Source organism: Burkholderia sp. KL41, assembly GCF_057005415.2.
This window is the reverse complement of sequence record NZ_CM174446.1, coordinates 3,149,659-3,168,916: the sequence shown is the minus strand read 5'-3', so window position 1 is coordinate 3,168,916 and position 19,258 is coordinate 3,149,659. Positions and strand designations below refer to the sequence as shown.

14 protein-coding genes and 1 pseudogene are annotated in these 19,258 nt (G+C 58.3%); 10 read left to right on the top strand and 5 right to left on the bottom strand.

Translation table 11 applies throughout. The features are described 5' to 3' along the window. Window positions 1–120 precede the first annotated feature (120 nt). Together PQB87_RS14920 and PQB87_RS14915 are read left to right on the top strand one after the other, a co-directional pair. Window positions 121–1,899 (top strand): PglL family O-oligosaccharyltransferase, encoded by a 1,779-nt coding sequence (locus tag PQB87_RS14920; protein ID WP_489242307.1) that lies wholly within the window; start codon window positions 121–123, stop codon window positions 1,897–1,899. A 458-nt stretch (window positions 1,900–2,357) separates the two neighbouring features. Next, window positions 2,358–2,708 carry a TonB family protein gene (locus PQB87_RS14915; RefSeq protein ID WP_060067221.1) on the top strand — a complete coding sequence of 117 codons (351 nt, stop codon included), beginning with the start codon at window positions 2,358–2,360 and terminating at the stop codon, window positions 2,706–2,708. A gap of 121 nt (window positions 2,709–2,829) precedes the next feature. Here the strand turns inward: PQB87_RS14915 and PQB87_RS14910 are convergent, their stop codons facing one another. After that, window positions 2,830–4,035, bottom strand: a complete 1,206-nt coding sequence (locus PQB87_RS14910) for a hypothetical protein (RefSeq protein ID WP_489242305.1) — start codon at window positions 4,033–4,035, stop codon at window positions 2,830–2,832. Between the two features lie 90 nt (window positions 4,036–4,125). After that, window positions 4,126–4,263, bottom strand: a pseudogene (locus tag PQB87_RS14905) (cyclic pyranopterin monophosphate synthase MoaC); the annotation flags it as partial. A gap of 362 nt (window positions 4,264–4,625) precedes the next feature. Here PQB87_RS14905 and PQB87_RS14900 point away from each other — a divergent pair. Then, window positions 4,626–9,599 carry a DEAD/DEAH box helicase gene (locus PQB87_RS14900; RefSeq protein ID WP_489242303.1) on the top strand — a complete coding sequence of 1,658 codons (4,974 nt, stop codon included), beginning with the start codon at window positions 4,626–4,628 and terminating at the stop codon, window positions 9,597–9,599. Between the two features lie 108 nt (window positions 9,600–9,707). Then, the gene (locus PQB87_RS14895) at window positions 9,708–10,247 is read left to right on the top strand and encodes a hypothetical protein (protein WP_059796173.1); all 540 of its coding nucleotides are present in this window, start codon (window positions 9,708–9,710) and stop codon (window positions 10,245–10,247) included. A gap of 235 nt (window positions 10,248–10,482) precedes the next feature. On the opposite strand, the gene PQB87_RS14890 is transcribed toward PQB87_RS14895, so the two are convergent. Beyond that, entirely contained in the window at window positions 10,483–10,824 is a 342-nt protein-coding gene (locus PQB87_RS14890; RefSeq protein ID WP_489242301.1) for a hypothetical protein, read from the bottom strand. Window positions 10,825–12,729: 1,905 nt separating this feature from the next. Between PQB87_RS14890 and PQB87_RS14885 the strand changes: the two genes are divergently transcribed. Beyond that, window positions 12,730–13,995 (top strand): protein kinase family protein, encoded by a 1,266-nt coding sequence (locus PQB87_RS14885; RefSeq protein WP_489242299.1) that lies wholly within the window; start codon window positions 12,730–12,732, stop codon window positions 13,993–13,995. On the opposite strand, the gene PQB87_RS14880 is transcribed toward PQB87_RS14885, so the two are convergent. Next, on the bottom strand, window positions 13,992–14,651 hold the full coding sequence (locus tag PQB87_RS14880; RefSeq protein ID WP_489242297.1) for a Shedu anti-phage system protein SduA domain-containing protein: 660 nt from the start codon (window positions 14,649–14,651) through the stop codon (window positions 13,992–13,994). The genes PQB87_RS14885 and PQB87_RS14880 overlap by 4 nt on opposite strands. 220 nt (window positions 14,652–14,871) lie before the next feature. On the opposite strand from PQB87_RS14880, the gene PQB87_RS14875 reads away from it, so the two are divergent. After that, the gene (locus PQB87_RS14875; protein WP_489242295.1) at window positions 14,872–15,465 is read left to right on the top strand and encodes a recombinase family protein; all 594 of its coding nucleotides are present in this window, start codon (window positions 14,872–14,874) and stop codon (window positions 15,463–15,465) included. Here PQB87_RS14875 and PQB87_RS14870 read toward each other — a convergent pair. Beyond that, a complete protein-coding gene (locus PQB87_RS14870; RefSeq protein WP_489242293.1) occupies window positions 15,460–15,702 on the bottom strand; it encodes a helix-turn-helix domain-containing protein in 243 nt (80 codons plus the stop codon). The genes PQB87_RS14875 and PQB87_RS14870 overlap by 6 nt on opposite strands. Before the next feature lie 128 nt (window positions 15,703–15,830). Here PQB87_RS14870 and PQB87_RS14865 point away from each other — a divergent pair, with 128 nt between their 5' ends. The 4 genes from PQB87_RS14865 (at window position 15,831) to PQB87_RS14850 (ending at window position 19,159) form a co-directional block, all read left to right on the top strand. Next, window positions 15,831–16,238, top strand: a complete 408-nt coding sequence (locus PQB87_RS14865; protein ID WP_489242291.1) for a hypothetical protein — start codon at window positions 15,831–15,833, stop codon at window positions 16,236–16,238. Window positions 16,239–16,362: 124 nt separating this feature from the next. Next, window positions 16,363–17,589 carry an IS21 family transposase gene (gene istA, locus PQB87_RS14860; protein ID WP_248557994.1) on the top strand — a complete coding sequence of 409 codons (1,227 nt, stop codon included), beginning with the start codon at window positions 16,363–16,365 and terminating at the stop codon, window positions 17,587–17,589. Next, a complete protein-coding gene (gene istB, locus PQB87_RS14855) occupies window positions 17,586–18,452 on the top strand; it encodes an IS21-like element helper ATPase IstB (protein ID WP_489241748.1) in 867 nt (288 codons plus the stop codon). The genes istA and istB overlap by 4 nt, the downstream gene beginning before the upstream one ends. Before the next feature lie 80 nt (window positions 18,453–18,532). Continuing rightward, complete coding sequence (locus PQB87_RS14850; protein ID WP_489242289.1) at window positions 18,533–19,159, top strand: lysozyme inhibitor LprI family protein; 627 nt, start codon at window positions 18,533–18,535, stop codon at window positions 19,157–19,159. The last annotated feature ends 99 nt before the right edge of the window (window positions 19,160–19,258 follow it).

Sequence of the window (19,258 nt, the reverse complement as noted above, 5' to 3'; positions counted from 1 at the left end):
TGCCGGCCGCCGCTTCGGTCGGCCGGGGCGGCCGCCCCGCGCCGGGGCGCGGCGCGAAGGCCCCGCACAGAGGGGGGAAAGTTTTGTATAGTGCGCCGGTTGCTGACATCCGGTTCGCTCATGCCTTCTACTTTTTCCCGTTCGTTGCCGCTCGTTGCGCTGGCTGTCGCCCTGATCGTGCCGTACGCGATCACGAATCACACGTATCCGATCCCGACCTTCTATTCCGAGTTTTCCGCGCTGGTGCTGTATCTGCTGGTGGGGGTGTCCGTCGTGCTGCTCGCGCGCACCGGTCGCCCGGCCGAACCGTTCGCCGCGCCGGCCGCGTTCGTTGCGCCGCTCGGGTTCGCGATGGTGCTCATCGCGCAGGTCGCGCTGATTCCGCTCAAGGTGCCGTCGATGAACTGGCTCGCGGTCGGCTATCTCGCCGCCGCGCTGGTCGCGATGCAGGCAGGCTTTACGCTCGCGCGCGACGGGCTGGCCGAGGCCGTGTCGCGGATGATGGCCGGCGCGCTGCTCGTCGGCGGCGTGTTCGCGGTCGGCACCCAGATCGTGCAGTTGTTCCACCTCGAGTCGGCGCTGTCGCCGTTCGTCGTGATGTACAACGTCGCAGTCGATCGCCGCCCGTACGGCAACATGGCGCAGGCGAACCATCTGGCCAGCTACATCGCGTTCGCGCTTGCGGGCGCGCTGTATCTCGTGCAGACGCGCCGGCTCGCGGTGTGGGCGTGGCTCGCGCTGTCGCTCGTGCTGTCGGTCGGTCTTGCGCTGACGGTGTCGCGCGGGCCGTGGCTGCAGGTCGCGGTGATGGTCGTCGCGGGCTTCTGGATGGCGTGGCTTGAAACGCGCCGCGCGCCGGGCAATGCGCGCGCGTGGCTGATCCCGGTCGTGCTCGCGGTGGCGTTCATCGCGGTGAACGTCGCGGTGCGCTGGGCCAACGTGCACTATCACCTGAACCTCGCGGAATCCGCGGCCGACCGGATGCGTGACGCGGGGCAGATCGCGCCGCGCCTCGCACTGTGGAAGTACGGGCTCGCGATGTTCCGCGAGCACCCGCTGCTCGGCGTCGGCTGGGGCGAGTTCCCGTCACACCAGTTCGCGCTCGTGCGCGCGCTGGGCGGCGTCGAGATCGCGAACAACTCGCACGACATCTTCATCGACCTGCTGGCGAAGTCCGGCCTCGTCGGCCTGGGCGTGCTCGTCGTCGCGCTCGTGACGTGGTTCGTGCGTGCGGTGCGCGCGCCGCAGTCGAGCATGCGCGTGTTCGGCTTCGCGCTGATCGGCATCCTGCTGATGCATGCGCTGGTCGAGTATCCGCAGCAGTACATGTTCTTCCTGTTGCCGGCGATGTTCGTGATCGGGCTGCTCGACGTGAAGCCGCTGCGTTTCCTGCCGGGGCGCGCAGCCTTCGGGCTGTTCGCGGTGCTGTCGGTCGGCGGCGTGCTGGCGGCGGTGCCCGTGCTGCGCGACTACCAGCGCGCGGAAGTGCTGTATTACGGCAGCGATCCGGCCGCGCAATACCGCGACGCGCCGTCGTTGCTGTTCGGCGCCTGGGGCGAATACGGCGCGGCCACGCTGCTCCCGATTTCGGCGGACGACCTGCCGGCCAAGCTCGCCGCGCACGAGCGCGCGATCGCGCTGCTGCCCGGCGAGACGGTGCTGCGCCGCTATGCGGTGCTGCAGGCACTGGCCGGCCGCGAAGCCGGCGCGCTCGACACCGTCGCGCGCCTGCACGTGTTCGCGAAGGAGCTGAAGGACTGGCCGCAACAGCTGGCGGCGCTGTACAAGCTGTGCGACCAGCAGCCGGCGCTGAAGACGTTCAAGGCGGCGGTCATCGCGAAATACGGCGAAGTTCCGGCCGACGCGGCCGACGACGAGGACGACGACGATTCCGATTGATACGCGCGGCCCCTGCCGGAACGGGGAATGCCCGCAGGGGCCGTGCCGTGCGGGAGCAGCGGCGCGTGCCGAACGCAACCGCCCGGCGTGAACCGGGCGCGGGCGAATCCGGCGCGTATCGATTACCTCGTGGATTGCGCGGATTCCGGCTGAAGGCACGGCGATTCGCGTCAACCATTGTCAATTCGCCGCCGCTCGCCGGGCGGCGCGTGCACAATGCGCGAAAGCGCTCGCGTGCCGGCCCGTGTGAGGCAGGGGCGACGCGAACACCGGCAACACCGGGCTACCCGGGAAGTCCGCCACGCAGGATCGCGGCCGAGCATCGATCGGCCGTGCGGCCGTAACGGGGCGCCGGTCCGATGGCCGCGGCGCGGTGTGACGCATGCGATGCGGCCGGGCGATGTTCCCCGGCGCGCGGCGCGTTCGTCCGCAACAGTGCTGAAGAACGATATTCGACCATGGTTATTCGCTCGACCTACCTGATCCTGCCCGCCGTCGCGATGCTGTTTTCCGGCTGCGCGATGCTGTCGTCGTCGCAGGAAAGCAAGCTGACCTGCCACATTCCGCGCGCCGTCTATCCGGATACCGCGAAGCCGCTCACGCGTCCGGCGACCGTGCTCGTGCGCGCGCTGATGACGACGTCTGGCGAAGCGCAGAACGTCACCGTGACGACGAGCAGCCGTAATGCGGCGGCCGATCGCGCGGCCGTCGACGCGATGACGCACGCAACCTGCGTGCAGACGGGCGCGACCGCGAATCCGTTCCTGCTGACCCAACCGTTCGTGTTCGAGCCGCAGCGCGGCAAGTGATGCGCGGGCGGCGCGGCGTGCGTGCCGGTTGCCGTCCGGTATGGTTTCCTGCCGGCTCCTTCGTGGCGCGCGGCCGCCGAATGTCGCTGCGCGCGGCCGTGGGGCCACGCGTGCCCGACGTTCAGTGCCGCGGCATCAGGTTCGCGCCGCGGCAAGCCGGCTCGGCCGCCGTGCTCAGCCCGAGCAGCGTGAACCCGTTGCGTTCCTGGCGTATCTGCGCATAGTGCCGCGCAACCGTTTCCCCGGTGTTGCCCGTCAGATCGAGTTCGACCTGAAAGCGGTCCTTGCTGTCCGAGCAACTGCGCACCGGGCCGTACTCGAACCCGGTGCCGGGTGCCTTGCGGGCCTTGTCGAACGCCTGCCGGCCCTTTAGCGCGGCAGCCGCGGCGGCGGGTTCGCTCCATTCGCGCGCCTGCACATCGTTCACGTTCAGCCATTCGTCGACGAAATCGCGGCCGTTGAGCGCGACGGGTTGGACGCGCTGCACGGTGTCGCCGTCGACGCGATAGCGGAAGACGCCGGGCCGCGTCAGCACTTCGCTGTCCATCGAGCCGACCGTTGCGCGCACCTCGAAGCCGTCGGGGCGCACCTTGAACCGGAGCGGGTTTTCGTCGAGCACGTAGCTGTTCTCGGCATGGAACAGCACGCGTTGCGCGGTCGGGCCGTTGGCCGGTGCGACCACGTCCGCGGCGAACTGGCTCCAGCGCGACGCGCACCACGGCGTGCCGTGGACGACCGCGACCTGCCCGCCGGGCAGCGCCGAGAACCAGAAGCCGCCGCCGTACGCGCCGCCGATGTCCTTGTAGTCGTCGGCCTGCCAGCGCAGCACGCGCCGCCAGCCGCCGTTTTCCCATGCGTAGGCGGTCAGCAGGTTGTCGTCACCGCATGCGATGTCGAAGCCGGCGCGCACGAAGAGCAACGGGCGGGACGTGCCGCCGCGTTCGACGTCGACGTCCGGATTGCGGCCGAACGCCGATTCGCCGTCTTTCGGCTGGACGGGCCGGGCCGGCACGCCGAGCGCGGCTGCGAGCGTGCGTTTCAGCGCGGCCGGGTCGACCTGTTCGTCGCTGCAGGCGAGCCGCGCATCGATCGCGCCGGCGAGCGCCTGCTTGTACGTACGCAGCGCGTCGCGCAGCGGCGGCGAAATCTCGACGCCGGGCCCGTCGCTCGGCGGATTGCGGACCTGCTGTACGCGGTGCTGCGCGTCGATGGCCGCGCGCGCGGCGGTGTCGGCGGCGGGGCAGGCGCCAGCGGCCGATGCGGCGGCCGGCAGCAGGAGGAACGCGCACAGCAGCGGCGCGGCGCATTTCAGCGTGAGATTCTTCATGAGTGAGGCGTTTTTCTGGTTTTTATCGTTCGAACGGGGCATCGCTACGGCCGGCGCTGCCCCGTGAATGGCTGCTCTTACCGCTGGCGGTCAACTCGCGACGTCTTCCGCTTTCCAGTCTCCCGACTTCCCGCCGCGTTTCTCGCGCACGCTCACGTCGGTGATCACCATCCCGCGATCGACGGCCTTGCACATGTCGTAGACGGTCAGCAGCCCGACCTGGACGGCCTTTTAAATCAAGGGCTTACCGATGGCGATTCATTCGATCTTGTCCCACTCGGTTGATAAAGTGGGACAGCAGTGGGACGGATTTGGGACAACAATCGGGCCGCACTGTGCCGCAAGTTTACGCGATTGGACCGTTCGGGCGGAAGTACATATCGCAGCACGACAGGATGTCCTGGACGCTTTCATTCGGTGCATTGTTGGACGCGCGCCGAAGCGTTCCGACGTGCTGTACCGGGCTGGATCAGATTCACTTAGAGTTGCTGGCGGGGGCATCGTGATTCCGTCAGGTGTCGAGGAATTGGCTGAACGGCATAATGTCGGCTTCGTGGCTTGATCGTCACAATAACAAGCACCTCAGCACTATGACCGCACTCGAAATGCTTCTCGACGCCTTCCGCCAAACCTCCGTTACTGAACGGGAGAAGGGAACATACTTCGAAGAGTTGATCGTCACCTATTTGCGGAACGAAGCCACGTACCGCGACCTATACAGCGACGTGTGGACGTATGCGGAATGGGCTGACCTCCAAGGGCTGGACAAGCGCGACACTGGTATCGACCTTGTGGCAAAAACGCACGGTACGGGTGAATTCCATGCGATCCAGTGCAAGCTATATGCCCCGGACTACAAGGTCCAGAAAGGCGACATTGACAGCTTCTTCACGGCATCGGGCAAGAAGCCATTCATGCGCCGGATCATCGTCGCCACGACGAACCACTGGAGCGAACACGCCGAAGATGCGTTGCTGGATCAGCAGCCACCCGTCAGCAAGATCGATCTGACCGCCCTTGAAGAAAGCCAGATCGATTGGGGCCAGTACCATCCCAAGGCCGCGCCGGTCATCAAGGCGAAGAAGGAACTGCGCTCGCACCAGACCAATGCACTGAATGCAGTTGTTCATGGTCTGGCCGATGCCGACCGTGGCAAGCTAATCATGGCCTGCGGCACCGGGAAGACGTTCACCAGCTTGAAGGTCGCCGAAGCGATGGCCGGTGCTGGCAAGCGAGTGCTGTTCCTTGTGCCAAGTCTGTCGCTGCTTTCCCAGACCTTGACGGAATGGACACAAGAAAGTGCGACGCCGCTGCATAGTTTTGCCGTGTGCTCGGACAGTGATGTTGGCAAGAAGCGCAAGAAAGAAGACGACATGGTGCAGACCTTCGTCCACGAATTGCGCTACCCGGCCACCACGGATTCGGCCCGGCTGGCGGCAGAGATGGCGAAGCGGCACGACGCGGCGCATATGAGTGTCGTTTTCTCCACCTATCACTCGATTGATGTCATCAGCCGTGCGCAGAAACAGTTCGGGATGGCCGACTTCGACCTGATCGTCTGCGATGAAGCGCACCGCACCACTGGCGCGACCTTCGGCGACGATGACGAAAGCACGTTCGTTCGGGTTCACGACGCCGACTACATTCGCGCTTCCAAGCGCCTGTACATGACGGCGACGCCACGTATCTATGGGGATTCGGCCAAGGCAACGGCTGAACGTGACAACGTTGCGCTTTGCTCGATGGACGACAAGGCGCTGTACGGTGACGAACTGTTCGTCATCACGTTCTCGGAAGCGGTCAAGCGTGGGTTGCTGGTCGATTACAAGGTGATCGTGCTGGCAGTTGAAGAAACACACGTCAACCGGCGTCTGCAAGACCTGCTGCGGGATGAGAACAACCAGTTGAAGGTGGACGATGCTGCCAAGATCGTCGGCTGCTGGAAGGCGCTTTCGAAGCAGGGCTTGACCGAAGACTTGGTTGGCGACGGCGATCCTATGAGCCGTGCGGTGGCCTTCTGTCAGGTCATTGAAGTTTCGAAAGGGGCCAAGACGCACAAGGTCAGTTCGAAACAGATCGCCGGGATGTTCCAAGCGGTCGTTGAAGCGTATCAGGAGTCTGAAGAGACGGAAGAATTCGAACAGGCGACGCGACTTCAGTGCGAAGCCGAACACGTTGACGGTGGCATGAATGCCAGCGAGAAGGAAGCGAAGCTGGCATGGCTGAAGGCCGAGACGCCCGAGAACACCTGTCGCATTCTCAGCAACGTCCGGTGCCTGTCCGAAGGTGTGGACGTTCCCGCACTGGATGCCGTGCTATTCCTGACGCCGCGTAACTCTCAGGTTGACGTAGTGCAGTCGGTCGGTCGCGTCATGCGCAACGCACCTGGCAAGAAGCGCGGGTATGTGGTTCTGCCGGTGGTGATTCCGGCTGGCGTCGAACCACACGAAGCCCTGAACGACAACAAGACCTATGCCGTGGTCTGGCAAGTTCTACAGGCACTTCGTTCGCATGATGACCGCTTTGATGCGATGGTGAACAAGCTCGAACTGAACGGGCCGAACACCAGCAAGATGGAAGTCATCGCGATCACTGACAAGATTCAGAAAAAGCAGCAGAAAACCAGCGGAACGAAGAACAAGGACGCCGGTAAGGGCGGATTCACAATCGGCGAAGCGGTCAAGAAGCGCACGACGCCGGAACAGGGCGAACTGCAATTCGAGATCGGCGAGATCGAGAAAGCTATCTATGCCAAGCTGGTCCAGAAGGTCGGCAACAGACACCATTGGGAAGATTGGGCGAACGACATTGCGAAGATCGCCCGCACCCACATTGACCGCATTACGGCCATCGTCGAGAACCCTGCCAACGCGAAGGAACGAGACGCGTTCAATGAGTTTGCCGCAGAACTGCGTGATGACCTGAACGGCAGCATCACGGATGGCGAAATCATCGAGATGTTGGCGCAGCATCTCATCACGAAGCCGGTATTCGATGCGTTGTTTGCGGACTACAGCTTCGCGAAGCACAACCCGATGTCGCTGGCGATGCAGCACGTGTTAGACGTGCTGGAAGAGCACCGACTGGATAAAGAAGCCGACACGCTGGAAGGGTTCTACGAGAGCGTTAAGATGCGGGCCGAAGGCATCGACAATGCCGGTGGCAAGCAGAAGATCGTCGTCGAGTTGTACGATAAGTTCTTCCGCAACGCCTTCCCGAAGATGACCGAGCGGTTGGGGATCGTCTATACGCCGGTGGAGGTCGTGGACTTCATCATCCATAGCGTAGCCCACGTGTTGCAGACCGAGTTCGACCAGACCTTGGGTAGCAAAGGCGTTCATATCATCGATCCATTCGTGGGGACGGGTACATTCGTGACACGTCTTCTGCAAAGCGGCCACATCACACCCGAAGAACTGCCGCACAAGTACAAGCATGAAATTCATGCGAACGAGATCGTGCTGCTGGCTTACTACATCGCAGCCGTGAACATAGAAGCGGTGTATCACGGCATCGTCGGCGGCAATTACCAGCCGTTCGAAGGCATCTGCCTTACAGATACGTTTCAGATGTACGAGACGGAAGACATGGTTGACGCGCTACTGGAGCAAAACAGCGCCCGCCGAAAGCGTCAGAAGAAGCTAGACATTCGCGTGATCATGGCGAATCCGCCCTATTCAGTCGGACAGGAGACGGCCAACGACAATAACCAGAACGTCGAATATCCACATTTGGATGCCCGCGTCCGTAATACCTATGCGGAACGCTCCAAGGCTACAAACAAGAACGCGTTGTATGACAGCTATATTCGTGCGATCCGTTGGGCCAGCGATCGGATTGGGAAGAGCGGCGTGATCGGTTTCGTGACCAACGCGAACTTCTTGGATACAGGCACCTTCAGTGGTCTACGCCAGTGTCTGGCTGACGAGTTCAGCAGCATCTATGTGTTCCATCTACGCGGCAACGCACGCATGTCGGGCGAATTGCGCCGCAAAGAGAAAGATAACGTGTTTGGTATGGGAAGTCGCGCTCCTGTCGCAATTTCGATACTTGTGAAGAACCCGGATGCCGAGCAGCACGGCCAGATTTATTTTCACGACATCGGTGACTACCTGACCCGAGAAGAGAAACTGAACAAGGTCGGTGCGTTTGGCAGCATCGCAGGAATCACGCAAAGCGGTGGCTGGAAAATCATCACACCTGACACGCATGGTGACTGGCTTAAACAGCGGGATGATCGCTTTGGCGATTACATGGTGCTCGGCGACAAGGGAGATGTGGACGAAAAGACTCTGTTCGAGAACTATTCGAGCGGCGTAAAGACGCAACGCGATGCGTGGTGCTACAACGCATCGCGGGCCGGGGCCGAATCAAATATGGCGCGGATGATCGATTTTTATAACAACGAAGTTAAACGGTTCAACAAGACGCATGCTGGACTCGACAAGAAGGCCCGAGAAGCTAAGGTAGACAGATTTATTAACACGGACCCGTCGAAGATCAGTTGGACACGGGCCTTGAAACAGGAATTGGCGAAGGACCGGTGCTTTAAGTTCGACTCGGACCGCCTTAGTCCGAGCATGTACCGACCCTTCACGAAGCAGTGGCTGTATTTCGACCGCCGATTCAACGAAATGGTCTATCAAATGCCACGCATGTTCCCAGATGTGATGGCGCAGAATCGCGTCATCTGCATTAATGGCGTTGGGGCGCAGAAGGAATTCTCGGCCTTGATGACGGATTACCTTCCCGACCTTCATTTGCTACAGACCGGTCAGTGTTTTCCGCTGTACCTATATGATGTCGCCAGACCCGATAACGACGATGAAGGACCGCAAACCGGGCTATTTGCTTCAGACGGTCATGAGAAGGCAAGTCACCGATATGCACTGACCGATGCAGGACTGGTGCACTTTCAGGCAGCCTATCCCGCCGAACAGATCAGCAAGGAAGACATTTTCTACTACGTCTACGGCTTGCTGCATTCGCCGGACTATCGCGAACGCTATGCCGACAATCTAAGCAAGGAACTGCCGCGCATCCCATGCGTGAAGACTGCTGGCGACTTCTGGGCGTTCTCGAAGGCTGGTCGGAAACTGGCCGACCTGCACGTCACCTACGAGACGGTGGAGAAGTACCCGTTGCAAATCGAAGGCGGCGGATTGCTGTTGACCGATGCGGACTACCGCGTCGAGAAGATGAAGTACGGAAAGAGCGGCAAGGACAAGGACCTGACTACTTTGATCTACAACGACAAGATCACTGTGAAGGGCATTCCGTTGGAAGCCTACGAATATGTAGTCAACGGCAAGCCCGCGCTGGATTGGGTGGTCGAGCGCCAGTGCGTCAAGACCGACAAGGACAGTGGCATTGTCAACGACGCGAACGACTACGCGATCGAGACAATGAACAATCCTCGCTACCCGCTGGAATTGTTTCAGAGGGTTGTGACGGTCAGCCTGGAAACGATGAAGATTGTGAAATCATTGCCGAGTCTGGACGTTCAGCAGCCAGTTCACTCCGGCGCCTGCTTGCCGGAAACCACGCCGTGGGTAGCAAGTTAGTGCTTGCGTTCCTCTGCCTGGGGTGATGCCTCCCGTTGCTCATACGGCCCGCTGCACGTTCGGCGGGCCGACACACATTCTCATTCCGCTGACTACTTCGATTCGACCATGAGTGCAGCCACTTTTAAGTTCAAGACCGATTCGCTCAGAAAGCTACAGCTACGCCTATCGTGGGAGTCACCTGAGTTCGCGGGGAAAATCGGAGAAGCTTTGGCGAGAGAGGCTTTCGACGCACTGGGGATCATTTTCGCTGAGGTTGACCAGTCGAGAGGTGCGATCAATCAGGACCTCTGGATGCGTGGAGGCAAGCGCCCAGACTTTATTTTGGAATCTTCTGCTAGTAACCACATCGTCTTGGCCGATGCCAAATACCACAAGACAGCGGGCCAAACCGCGTTCGCACTGACCAGAGACGAGATAGAGAAATACAGAAACCTCAAGGCATACACCGAAGATGAATTTCCGAACCATATAGTGGACGTGGTGTTTTTCCTGTTTCCGCAAGAAGGTCTGGGAGAAAGTCTTGCGCTGATTCTTCTCAGCGACTTCGACAAGGGCACGTCGTGCTTCCTTCAAGGCGAGGATGCGATCTGCGTTAGTCTCGCTGAAAGGCTTCGAGACCCCAAAAGCGGCGAAGTGATTGGTTAAGGAGGAGGCGGTTTGTTCGATAGTGTCAGGCTATAACTCCGTAGAGGGGCAACCCGAACAATATCGGTCGATGCGACGATCGAATGGTTTCGAGAGACCGATGCTCACACGTACCATCATTGCGCACCACCTCCGGTGGCCACTGCTATATCGCAATTGATGGCGCGGGCCACTGCCATTGTGCCACCGCCACCAACGATAGCTCGCTGCGGCGGAAGCCGGACGACTGCAATGCTTAACGCGGCGGCGGATTGTTCAGCTTAAAGTAGGTCAATCCACGGATAGGGACACCGTCTTTCTCATAGCGCCCAAACCCCCAAACGTCATGGTGCTGTTGAAGGACGATCCATACGAATAGTCCAAAGCACTTGCCCGATTCGACTTCATCGTATTCACACGCTTTCCGGTAGATCGGATCGTACACCGTGCCAGACCAGTCGTTCCCGGGCATCCAACTAGACGTGTGAATGTCGTCGCCGTCGATCCGGTTGTTCAGTTCCCCCACGATGGCATCGTATTCGGACTGTGAGAGACGACTTTTCCAGCGATGAAAGTCCTTCTCATAGGGCACGTCCATGATGTACTTCCCGCTGTCGATTGAATAAAGCATTCGATTCCGGTCTCCGTGATGGTTGTTTGTGCGTATGCGACAACGATCTAATTGTAGTTGCATCTCATCGCCATTGAACGGTACGTTCAGCGCGCAACGCTGACTATCGGACAGTGGATGGAAGCGAAGAGGGAATCGGATGCGCTCACTTGGGGATTGGTTCGTGACGGTCCGTGTATGTATGAGCTGATCGATGCCTGGTGGATAGTGGTCGGTTGGATCGGCATCCCCATTGGGAGCGACGAAGTACTGCTGCCATCAATGGACGCAATGTAATGGCTTCGCCGCATCGAGTACGCACCTGGCACCATTGCCGCTGCGGCCTGCCGTTGTCATTGGTGTCGCGTTGCCTCATCGGGATTCATGTACTGCGGTATGGCCGCCATCGGGACCACAAGAATGATGGCGGTGACGCGATTGGTTGCAATCGCCGGGACACCGTTCGACCGGTTCTGTGGCGACCTATGGAGGGCACGGACGATGCGGTACCATACAAAACAACGACCGTCAAATTTTATTGACGTGCCGGTCGCTTTCCTGTATAATGTCAGCTTCTTGGTCAGGATTCTTTCCGAAGTCCAGGTCGAGAATTCTCAAAATTCTCGAATGTATAAATAGTAAGTACGTCCGAATGTCTATTGGACGAAGTCAACGGATACCTGTTCTGGTTCCGTCTACATGAATCTCCCTGATGTTGTCGAACGGCCCCTTGGGCGATTGCATTTGCCTTGCCTCGATGCGAATTATCTTTGATGAAGAACGGAAGGCGTAAACAGCGCCCTTCTATGACAGGGAACAGACACCCTCACAAACAGAAACGAGACGACAAACCTACCTGTCGTTGGCGCTCGAAGACCCTTGTGCAGTCGAGTCAAAATAAAAACACGGAGACAGTAACCAATCTGTCGGGTTAGCCGGAACTAACTTTCAACCCGTCCCTGAAGGTCAGGCTCCTGTTCGTCTATTGGTTTTAGTTGGGCGGTCCCCCTCGTCACGCTATCGTTTTCCTCAAAACGTAAAGTGGGGAGGTAACGATTGTTCTTCATTGTTAACAATCGGTGACCGGTTGGTTCCTAATAAATTAAAAAAAGAGGTTGAGAGCGAACGAAGTGAGCGAACCACCTGCCCAGGGCAGGTGTATAAAAAGAAGACCAACTAATTCATAAATTGTGTTCTTCATATAGCAGCCAACCAGTTCACGTGATGGTCCGAGCGCAGCGAGGACCAGCAACGTTGTTCGGACGCACAGCGGACGAACATATTTGTCCATTGACGAGAACTCAATGAAATCTGATTGCTGCTGGATTTCTGCCGAACAATGAACAAAGAACTTCGGCCTGCGGCCTCAGCAATCAGTGAACTACTTGGACTTCATTCCTAGCACCTGCCATGTGCAGGTGGCTCGCTCCCGGTGGTCGCTCACCAGATCATCTCTTTAGTTCAATGATGAATCAACGAGACGAATGACGACCGATTGGTTCTGCACTACTTGTGACCAATATTCACCGGTCATCACTTCTGCTTGTCTTCTGTGCCTCATTGCCCCGATGGGTTCCGATTGGCCTCATCTTATATGATTGGTGATCTCCGGGTCTCGATTTGCGGTCAACTTCGTGCAATCGAAATCAAAGGCGATGTGGAACTTCATCGATGAACAGAGAACGTCCGCTGCGCGTCCGTGCCGTTGCCGACCCACGCTGCGCTCGGGCCGTCACGTCGTACTGGTCGATGGAATGTGCAAGTCCCCAGTTGCTTCCTACTCGATCTCCACCTCAGTGAATCAATTTTTTCTAGTTGACTTCCTCGTTGTTGGACCGATTCCGCTTGCACTCATCGCGGCCTGCGGCCTTGGTGCGCGTACTAGTTGATGTCATGGCGACCTATGATCGACCTGTGATGCACATCAATGACCTGATCGGGTCAATTGCGAAGCCCAAGCAGAAGAAAAAATTGGATAATCACACCATCAGAAACGCGGCGCGTCCCACCAACTGCGGGAAGAGGGAATCCTACATGGACAATCAACTAGTCAAGTTTTTGAGACAGAAAGACTTCGTGCTTGAGAGGCGCCTCGGGCAAGGAGCGACTGGCAATACAGTGTTGCTTTTTGATAATGTGATTAATGAATATTTTGCCTGCAAGAAGTATGAGCCGTCCCAGCAAGCCTTAGCCACGAAGCTTTTCGATACGTTCGTGCGAGAAATCAAACTCTTGCATCAGGTCAATCATCCAAACGTGGTGCGGGTGTTTAACTACTACCTGTACCCTGACAGGCACTTGGGTTATATTTTGATGGAGTATGTCAAGGGCGCGGATGTTGGAACCCATCTTTTGTTTTCGCCGGAAGATATTAATCGGATATTCGAACAAACGATCAATGGATTCGCATATCTTGAGGAAAGCGGTGTGTTGCACCGAGATATCCGGGAAGACAACATCCTTGTAACTGAACAAGGTGTTGTGAAGATCATTGATTTCGGTTTCGGGAAGCGCGCCAACACACCATCTGATTTTGAAAAAAGCGTGTCTTTAAGCTGGTGGTGTGATCTTCCCGCTGAGTTCAAAAATTCGATCTACGATTTTCGTACGGAAGTGTATTTTGTCGGAAAGCTATTCGAGAAAATCATATCCGATATGAGTATTGAAGTTTTCAAGCATGGTGATCTGCTTGATAGCATGTGCAAGATTGAACCGGATAATCGGATATCATCATTCGCTGAAGTTCGAAATGCCGTATTGACGGCGGATTTTTCCGGTTCAACTTTTGGTTTTTTCGAGCGCCAGATTTATCAGGATTTCTCTCAGAAATTGAGTGATGTCCTCATTGGTATCGAGGCAAGCGCAAAATACTACACGGATGCGTCTACCGTATTAAATAATCTCGAAAGCACCTACAAAAAAGTAATGCTTGAGAAAGATGTGCCGAATTCAAGTGTCGTTTTGCTTTGCTTCGTCAAGGGTGGCGTAAAATATCGCACTAAAATAAAATTTTCCGTAGAGGATCATCTGCGAAAATTTATCGATATGTTTCGATCGGTATCGCGTGAAAAGCAAAACATCACCATTGCCAATCTCTCGAATAGACTTGATGCGGTTGATCGATATACGGACGAAATGGACGATGACATTCCTTTCTAGGTGGCAGCATTCCGGTTTCTGCGACCGTCGAGGCTAGCCAAACGCCCGGTTAAAGCATCGAGTAGAAAATCGAACGTGTGAATTTCTATTTTCGACTCGCGACTGATCTGACGACGCATGTGTCTGGTGTCTTCGGACTCGGTTGCGCGACGCCCCATCAAGATCAGTCCAGGCACTTCGGCATCGATGTCGGTAAGGCCCAGGCCGTCGTCACTGCGCGGTCGCGACGCGTAGTTCTGGTTGTGGGAGAGCCATATGCGCCAGTCTCGAATTTGGCGGATGGCGTGATTCAGCGTCGCAGAAGGGTTACCGGCCTTGGTGAACATGTTTGCCAACGGGCTTTCGAGTTCCACCGCAGTCCAATGAAAGCCCATCGAGTCACAATCGGCGATCATGAAGTCGGTGACGTGCTCACTGCCGAGTCGCTGTTTCGGGATGATCCAGCGTCCATGACCGCCCCCTAAATGCTGGATCAAGAGCAACGGATTCTTTTGCAGGAACTGCTGGATGTCTTCTTCGCGCGTTGCCGTATTCAACACATGACGGAGTGTTTCTACGTCAGACGGCTGCACATCGTCCCACGGGCTGAAAAAGTCCCTGAGCGGGTCGCGTGCACGCAACTTTTCATAAGCTTCACGTGCCGGAGTCAGTTTCATGTGGTTACCGCGTAGAAGTGGTTTGTCAAATTCTATCCTTGACCACCGTGGCACTGAACGGAAGCCACGGAAAACGCCGAAGCAACTTTCGCAAATGCGTCGCTGTCCGAAATCGACCGGTTCCGGACCCCCTAACTTCGCTATGTCCGAAAAATAGCTTGTATACGTATCGGACAGGGAGTATTATTCGTACGTCCTTTTCGGACATGCTGAGGTGTGAATGACACGAATCTTCGCTTACTGCCGGGTATCCACCGCCGAACAGACGACGGACAATCAAGTACAAGAAATCGAAGCAGCCGGTTTTGCAGTAGCGAAGCAGCGGGTCATCAGTGAAACGACCAGTGGATCAGTTCCGGCATTCGAGCGGAAGGCATTCGCGAAGCTGGTAGATCGACTGGAAGATGGTGACGTTCTGATTGTCACAAAACTCGATAGGCTTGGCCGCAACGCAATGGACGTGCGGGCCACGGTCGAACGACTGGCATCCAACGGGGTTCGCGTTCATTGCCTCGCCCTTGGTGGCGTGGACCTGACCAGTGCAGCCGGGAAGATGACGATGGGTGTGATTAGCGCCGTCGCCGAATTCGAACGCGACCTTCTCGTTGAGCGCACTCAGTCGGGGCTTCGCCGCGCCAAGGCAGAAGGCAAGACATTCGGGCGTCCATCTGTACTGACTGAGGCACAGCGTGCGACCGTCATGGACCAACTGAATGCAGGCGTATCCGTTGCGCAGATTGCACGAGACATGATGACCAGCCGTCAGACCATCATGCGGGTACGGAAGTCGGCAATTGCGCCAACGGTCTCATAGTCCAGCTTCGGCCATTAGTTCAGTCATCGTCATTCCGAGCGCATCGGCTATCCGCTTGAGCCTTAGAACGGCGACATTGTTGTCGCCGCGTTCCACTCGCCCGAGATAGCTCATATCGACTTCGGCGGACAGCGCGAGTTGTTCCTGCGACATGTCGCGTTCTTTGCGCATGCGGCGGATCGCTTGCCCGAGGGCGACGAGTACGGGGTCTTGGCGGTGGCTGCTGAGGTTTGGCATCCACCGAATCATTCGGATATGATGCGACCACCACTACGGTACATGTACCTTATTAAATGAAGCCCTGAAATTTGCTGTCGTGAAGCAAGCGTCTGTGCGGGGAATCACAACAATCCGGGGAGTCCAATATGAAGAAATGCCCTTACTGCTACGAAGCCATACAAGATGAAGCCATCCGGTGTAGGCACTGCGGGGCGGACTTTGCCGCTGCCTTGGCGAGCGCGCGGGCAGCCGAAGCCGCAGAAAAGGCTGAGGCACGTGATCGAAGGGACGCAAAGGTGATTGGATGGATCGTGGGCCTTGTCGGGGCCGCGATCTTCTGCATCGTGGCCTTCTTTGCAGTTGCTCTACTAGGGCTGAAGTACGGGGTCATCAGCGTAGTATTCGCGCTCGCGTTTCCGTGGGTCGGTATGCGTGCATTCGCTTTTGGGGCGGCCGTTCGACATGACATGAAGCCTGACATGATCATCGCGTCCAGCATGACCGATCTGTACGTGTCAGCGTCGGATAGATACTCCCCACTTTCGTCGAAGTAAATTTCCCCAGTTTTCATGAGTGCGGTGCGCGGCAGGGATGCCGCGCACCGCACTGACTGATCACCGACCATATCGCCCTTGAGATCCGTCCTGGGAGGTGTCGGTGGTCGAGCTGGGAGAAGTGATGACGATTCTGGAACTGCACCGGCAGGGGCTGAGTATCTCTGCCATCGCCGCTCGACTGAACATGGATCGCAAGACGATTCGCAAATACATCAAGGATGGCGTTCAGGCGCCGCGCTACGGCCCGCGTGCACCGCGACCGTGTGTAGTCGACCCCTTCGTCAGCTATGTGACCGAACGCGTACGCACGTTCCCGGAACTCAGTGTTGAGCGGCTGCTGCGCGAAGTCCGGGCGATGGGTTACAAGGGTGGTCGCACTGCGCTGGGCGACCTGGTACGGGAGGTTCGGCCGCCACGCCAGCGCGGCTTCGAAGTGCGCTTCGAGACCGCCGCCGGCCATCAGGCGCAGGTTGACTTCGCACACTTCAACGTTGAATTCGACGACGCACCGGGCCAGCGACGCTCGATCTGGCTGTTCTCGATCGTCCTCGGACATAGCCGGTACCTGTGGGGCCGATTCGTTGAGCATCAGGACCTGCAGACGGTGCTGCGCTGTCACATGGAAGCGTTCGAACATCTGGGCGGAGTGCCGCGCGAGATTCTCTACGACCGGATGAAGACCGCTGTGCTGGGCGAGGTCGAGAAGCACATCGTCTACAACGCGAAGCTGGTCGCGTTCGCGCAGCACTACAGCTTTACTCCACGGGCTTGCAAGGCTTATCGCGCCAAGACCAAAGGCAAGGTCGAGCGCCCCTACCGGTACATCCGGCAGGACTTCTTCCTGGCTCGCCGCTTCCAGAACCTCGGCGACATGAACCGTCAGTTGCGCGAATGGCTCGACACGGTTGCCAATGTCCGCCTGCATGGCACCACGCATCGTGTCGTCACCCAGCACTTCAGCGAGGAGCGGCCCGCATTGCAGGCCTTACCCGCTGGAACGTTTAACGGTGTGATCCGGCTTGAGCGGCGCGTCAGTCACGAAGGGCTCGTATCCGTCGGCGGCAACTACTACAGCGTGCCGGACCGTACCCGCAGGCGCACGCTCGACATTCACAGCCTGGCTCACGAGATCCGCATTTACGAGGACGGGGAGCTGCTGGCCGTTCATCCAGTGCTCGAAGGCCGTCGACGAACATCGCTGCTGCCGGGGCACCGACGTTCACACGACCGTCAGAAGCAGGCTACACAGCATGCCGCTCCACTGCCAGCGACGCCGGTTGTGCGTCGCCCGCTGGCGTTTTATGACCAGGTGGCCAAACGCCTGGCCGGTGCCGGGAGGCCTGCATGAACAGCATGCCATCATCGACACTCGAACGGATTCGCCGATACCTGGTTGGCCTGCGCATGCCGCGAGCGCTCGAAGCGCTGGACGCCACCATGAAGCGTTTCGAGCAGGGCGACAGCTCCATGATGGAGGTGCTCGAAACCTTGTTGGGCGAGGAGTTCACGACACGTGAAACCCGGCGCATCAAGATGGCACTGCAAACTGCGCGGCTCGGTACGATCAAGACGTTGGCTGGCTACGACTTCAGTTTCCAGCCCAGCCTGGACCGTGATCGCATCATGGCGCTCGCGCAGCTCGAGTTCATTGAGCGGCGGCAAACAGTTCACTTCCTCGGCCCGCCTGGAACCGGGAAGTCCCATCTATGCGTCGCGCTCGGCGTCGAAGCCGTGCGAGCTGGCAAGAGCGTCTACTTCGGCACGCTTGCCGAAATTGTTGCCTCGATGGCCAAGGCCGAGCGCGAGGGCAATCTCACGCAACGTGTGCGATTCCTTGCACGCAACAGCCTGTTGATCGTTGACGAAATCGGGTACCTCCCGATCGGCTCGAACGGCGGCAACCTGTTCTTCCAGCTCGTCAATGCCTGCTATGAGCGATGCGCCATCATCCTGACTTCGAACCGCAGCTTCGGCGAATGGGGCGAAGTGTTCGGCGATAGCGTGGTCGCAGCGGCGCTGCTTGACCGTCTGCTACATCACGCCATTGTGGTGCAAATCGAGGGGTCGTCGTATCGCCTGCGTGAGCACGCCGATCTGCTGCCTGACCATCTGCGCAACCGCACATCCTCGCTGACCCCCGTGCCCGTTGAACCCGCTCGCCGGCGACCGGGCCGCCCCCGTAGGAGTTCACCTGATCACGATGGCGGCTGATCACCGTTCGCACAGGGTGGGGATTTTTACTTCGACACTTCTGGGGAAATTACGCCCGACGTTGACAGTACGCGCAGGAGATGAAGCTTGAAGTGGGGCCGCCGTTTTTCATGGCTGCCGTGGCGTTCGTCGGTGCTGCGTGCCTCTTGGCGGCAGTGCTTTATGGCGTTCATCGAATCGACGGTGGTTCAGCACCTCATGCCGATACCGAACATGTCGTGGCGACCATTGCGGGTGCAACAACCCGACAAGGGGCATCAGTTGCATCCCCGGCAGTTGCATCCTCTACTGGCGAGCGGGCAGATGCGGGCAATGCGACGACGCGAGTTCAATCGACCGTAGAGACGGCTGACAATCAACGTGCCGGCGCGTCAGTTCCTGAGAATGCTGACGTAGTCGGAGCGCATGCGGCGTTTGGCGTCGCAAATGCCGGAAATTTCGCATCCGCCACCTCGGTGATTCAGGCGAGCTTCGACTGCGGTAAGGCTGTGTCAAAGATCGAGAAGCTGATCTGTTCGACGCCTGAAACAGCCGACGCGGATCGCCGACTGAACGCTGCTTATTCCGCCGCACGCTCGAAAACGAACGATCCAGTTGGCCTGAAAGATGATCAGCGCCAGTGGTTGAAGGAGCGCAACGCATGCGACGATGCGGCATGCCTGCTGAATGTGTCCCAAGTCCGAATCGAGAGGCTGTCTGCGATGTAGCGGTAGCGAGATGCGATCAGCAGATGTCGAGATTCGGCATAAACGGAGAACCGCCTGATGGTGAAAGCCTGAAGGCGGTTTTTCTCTTTAGTGACCCGG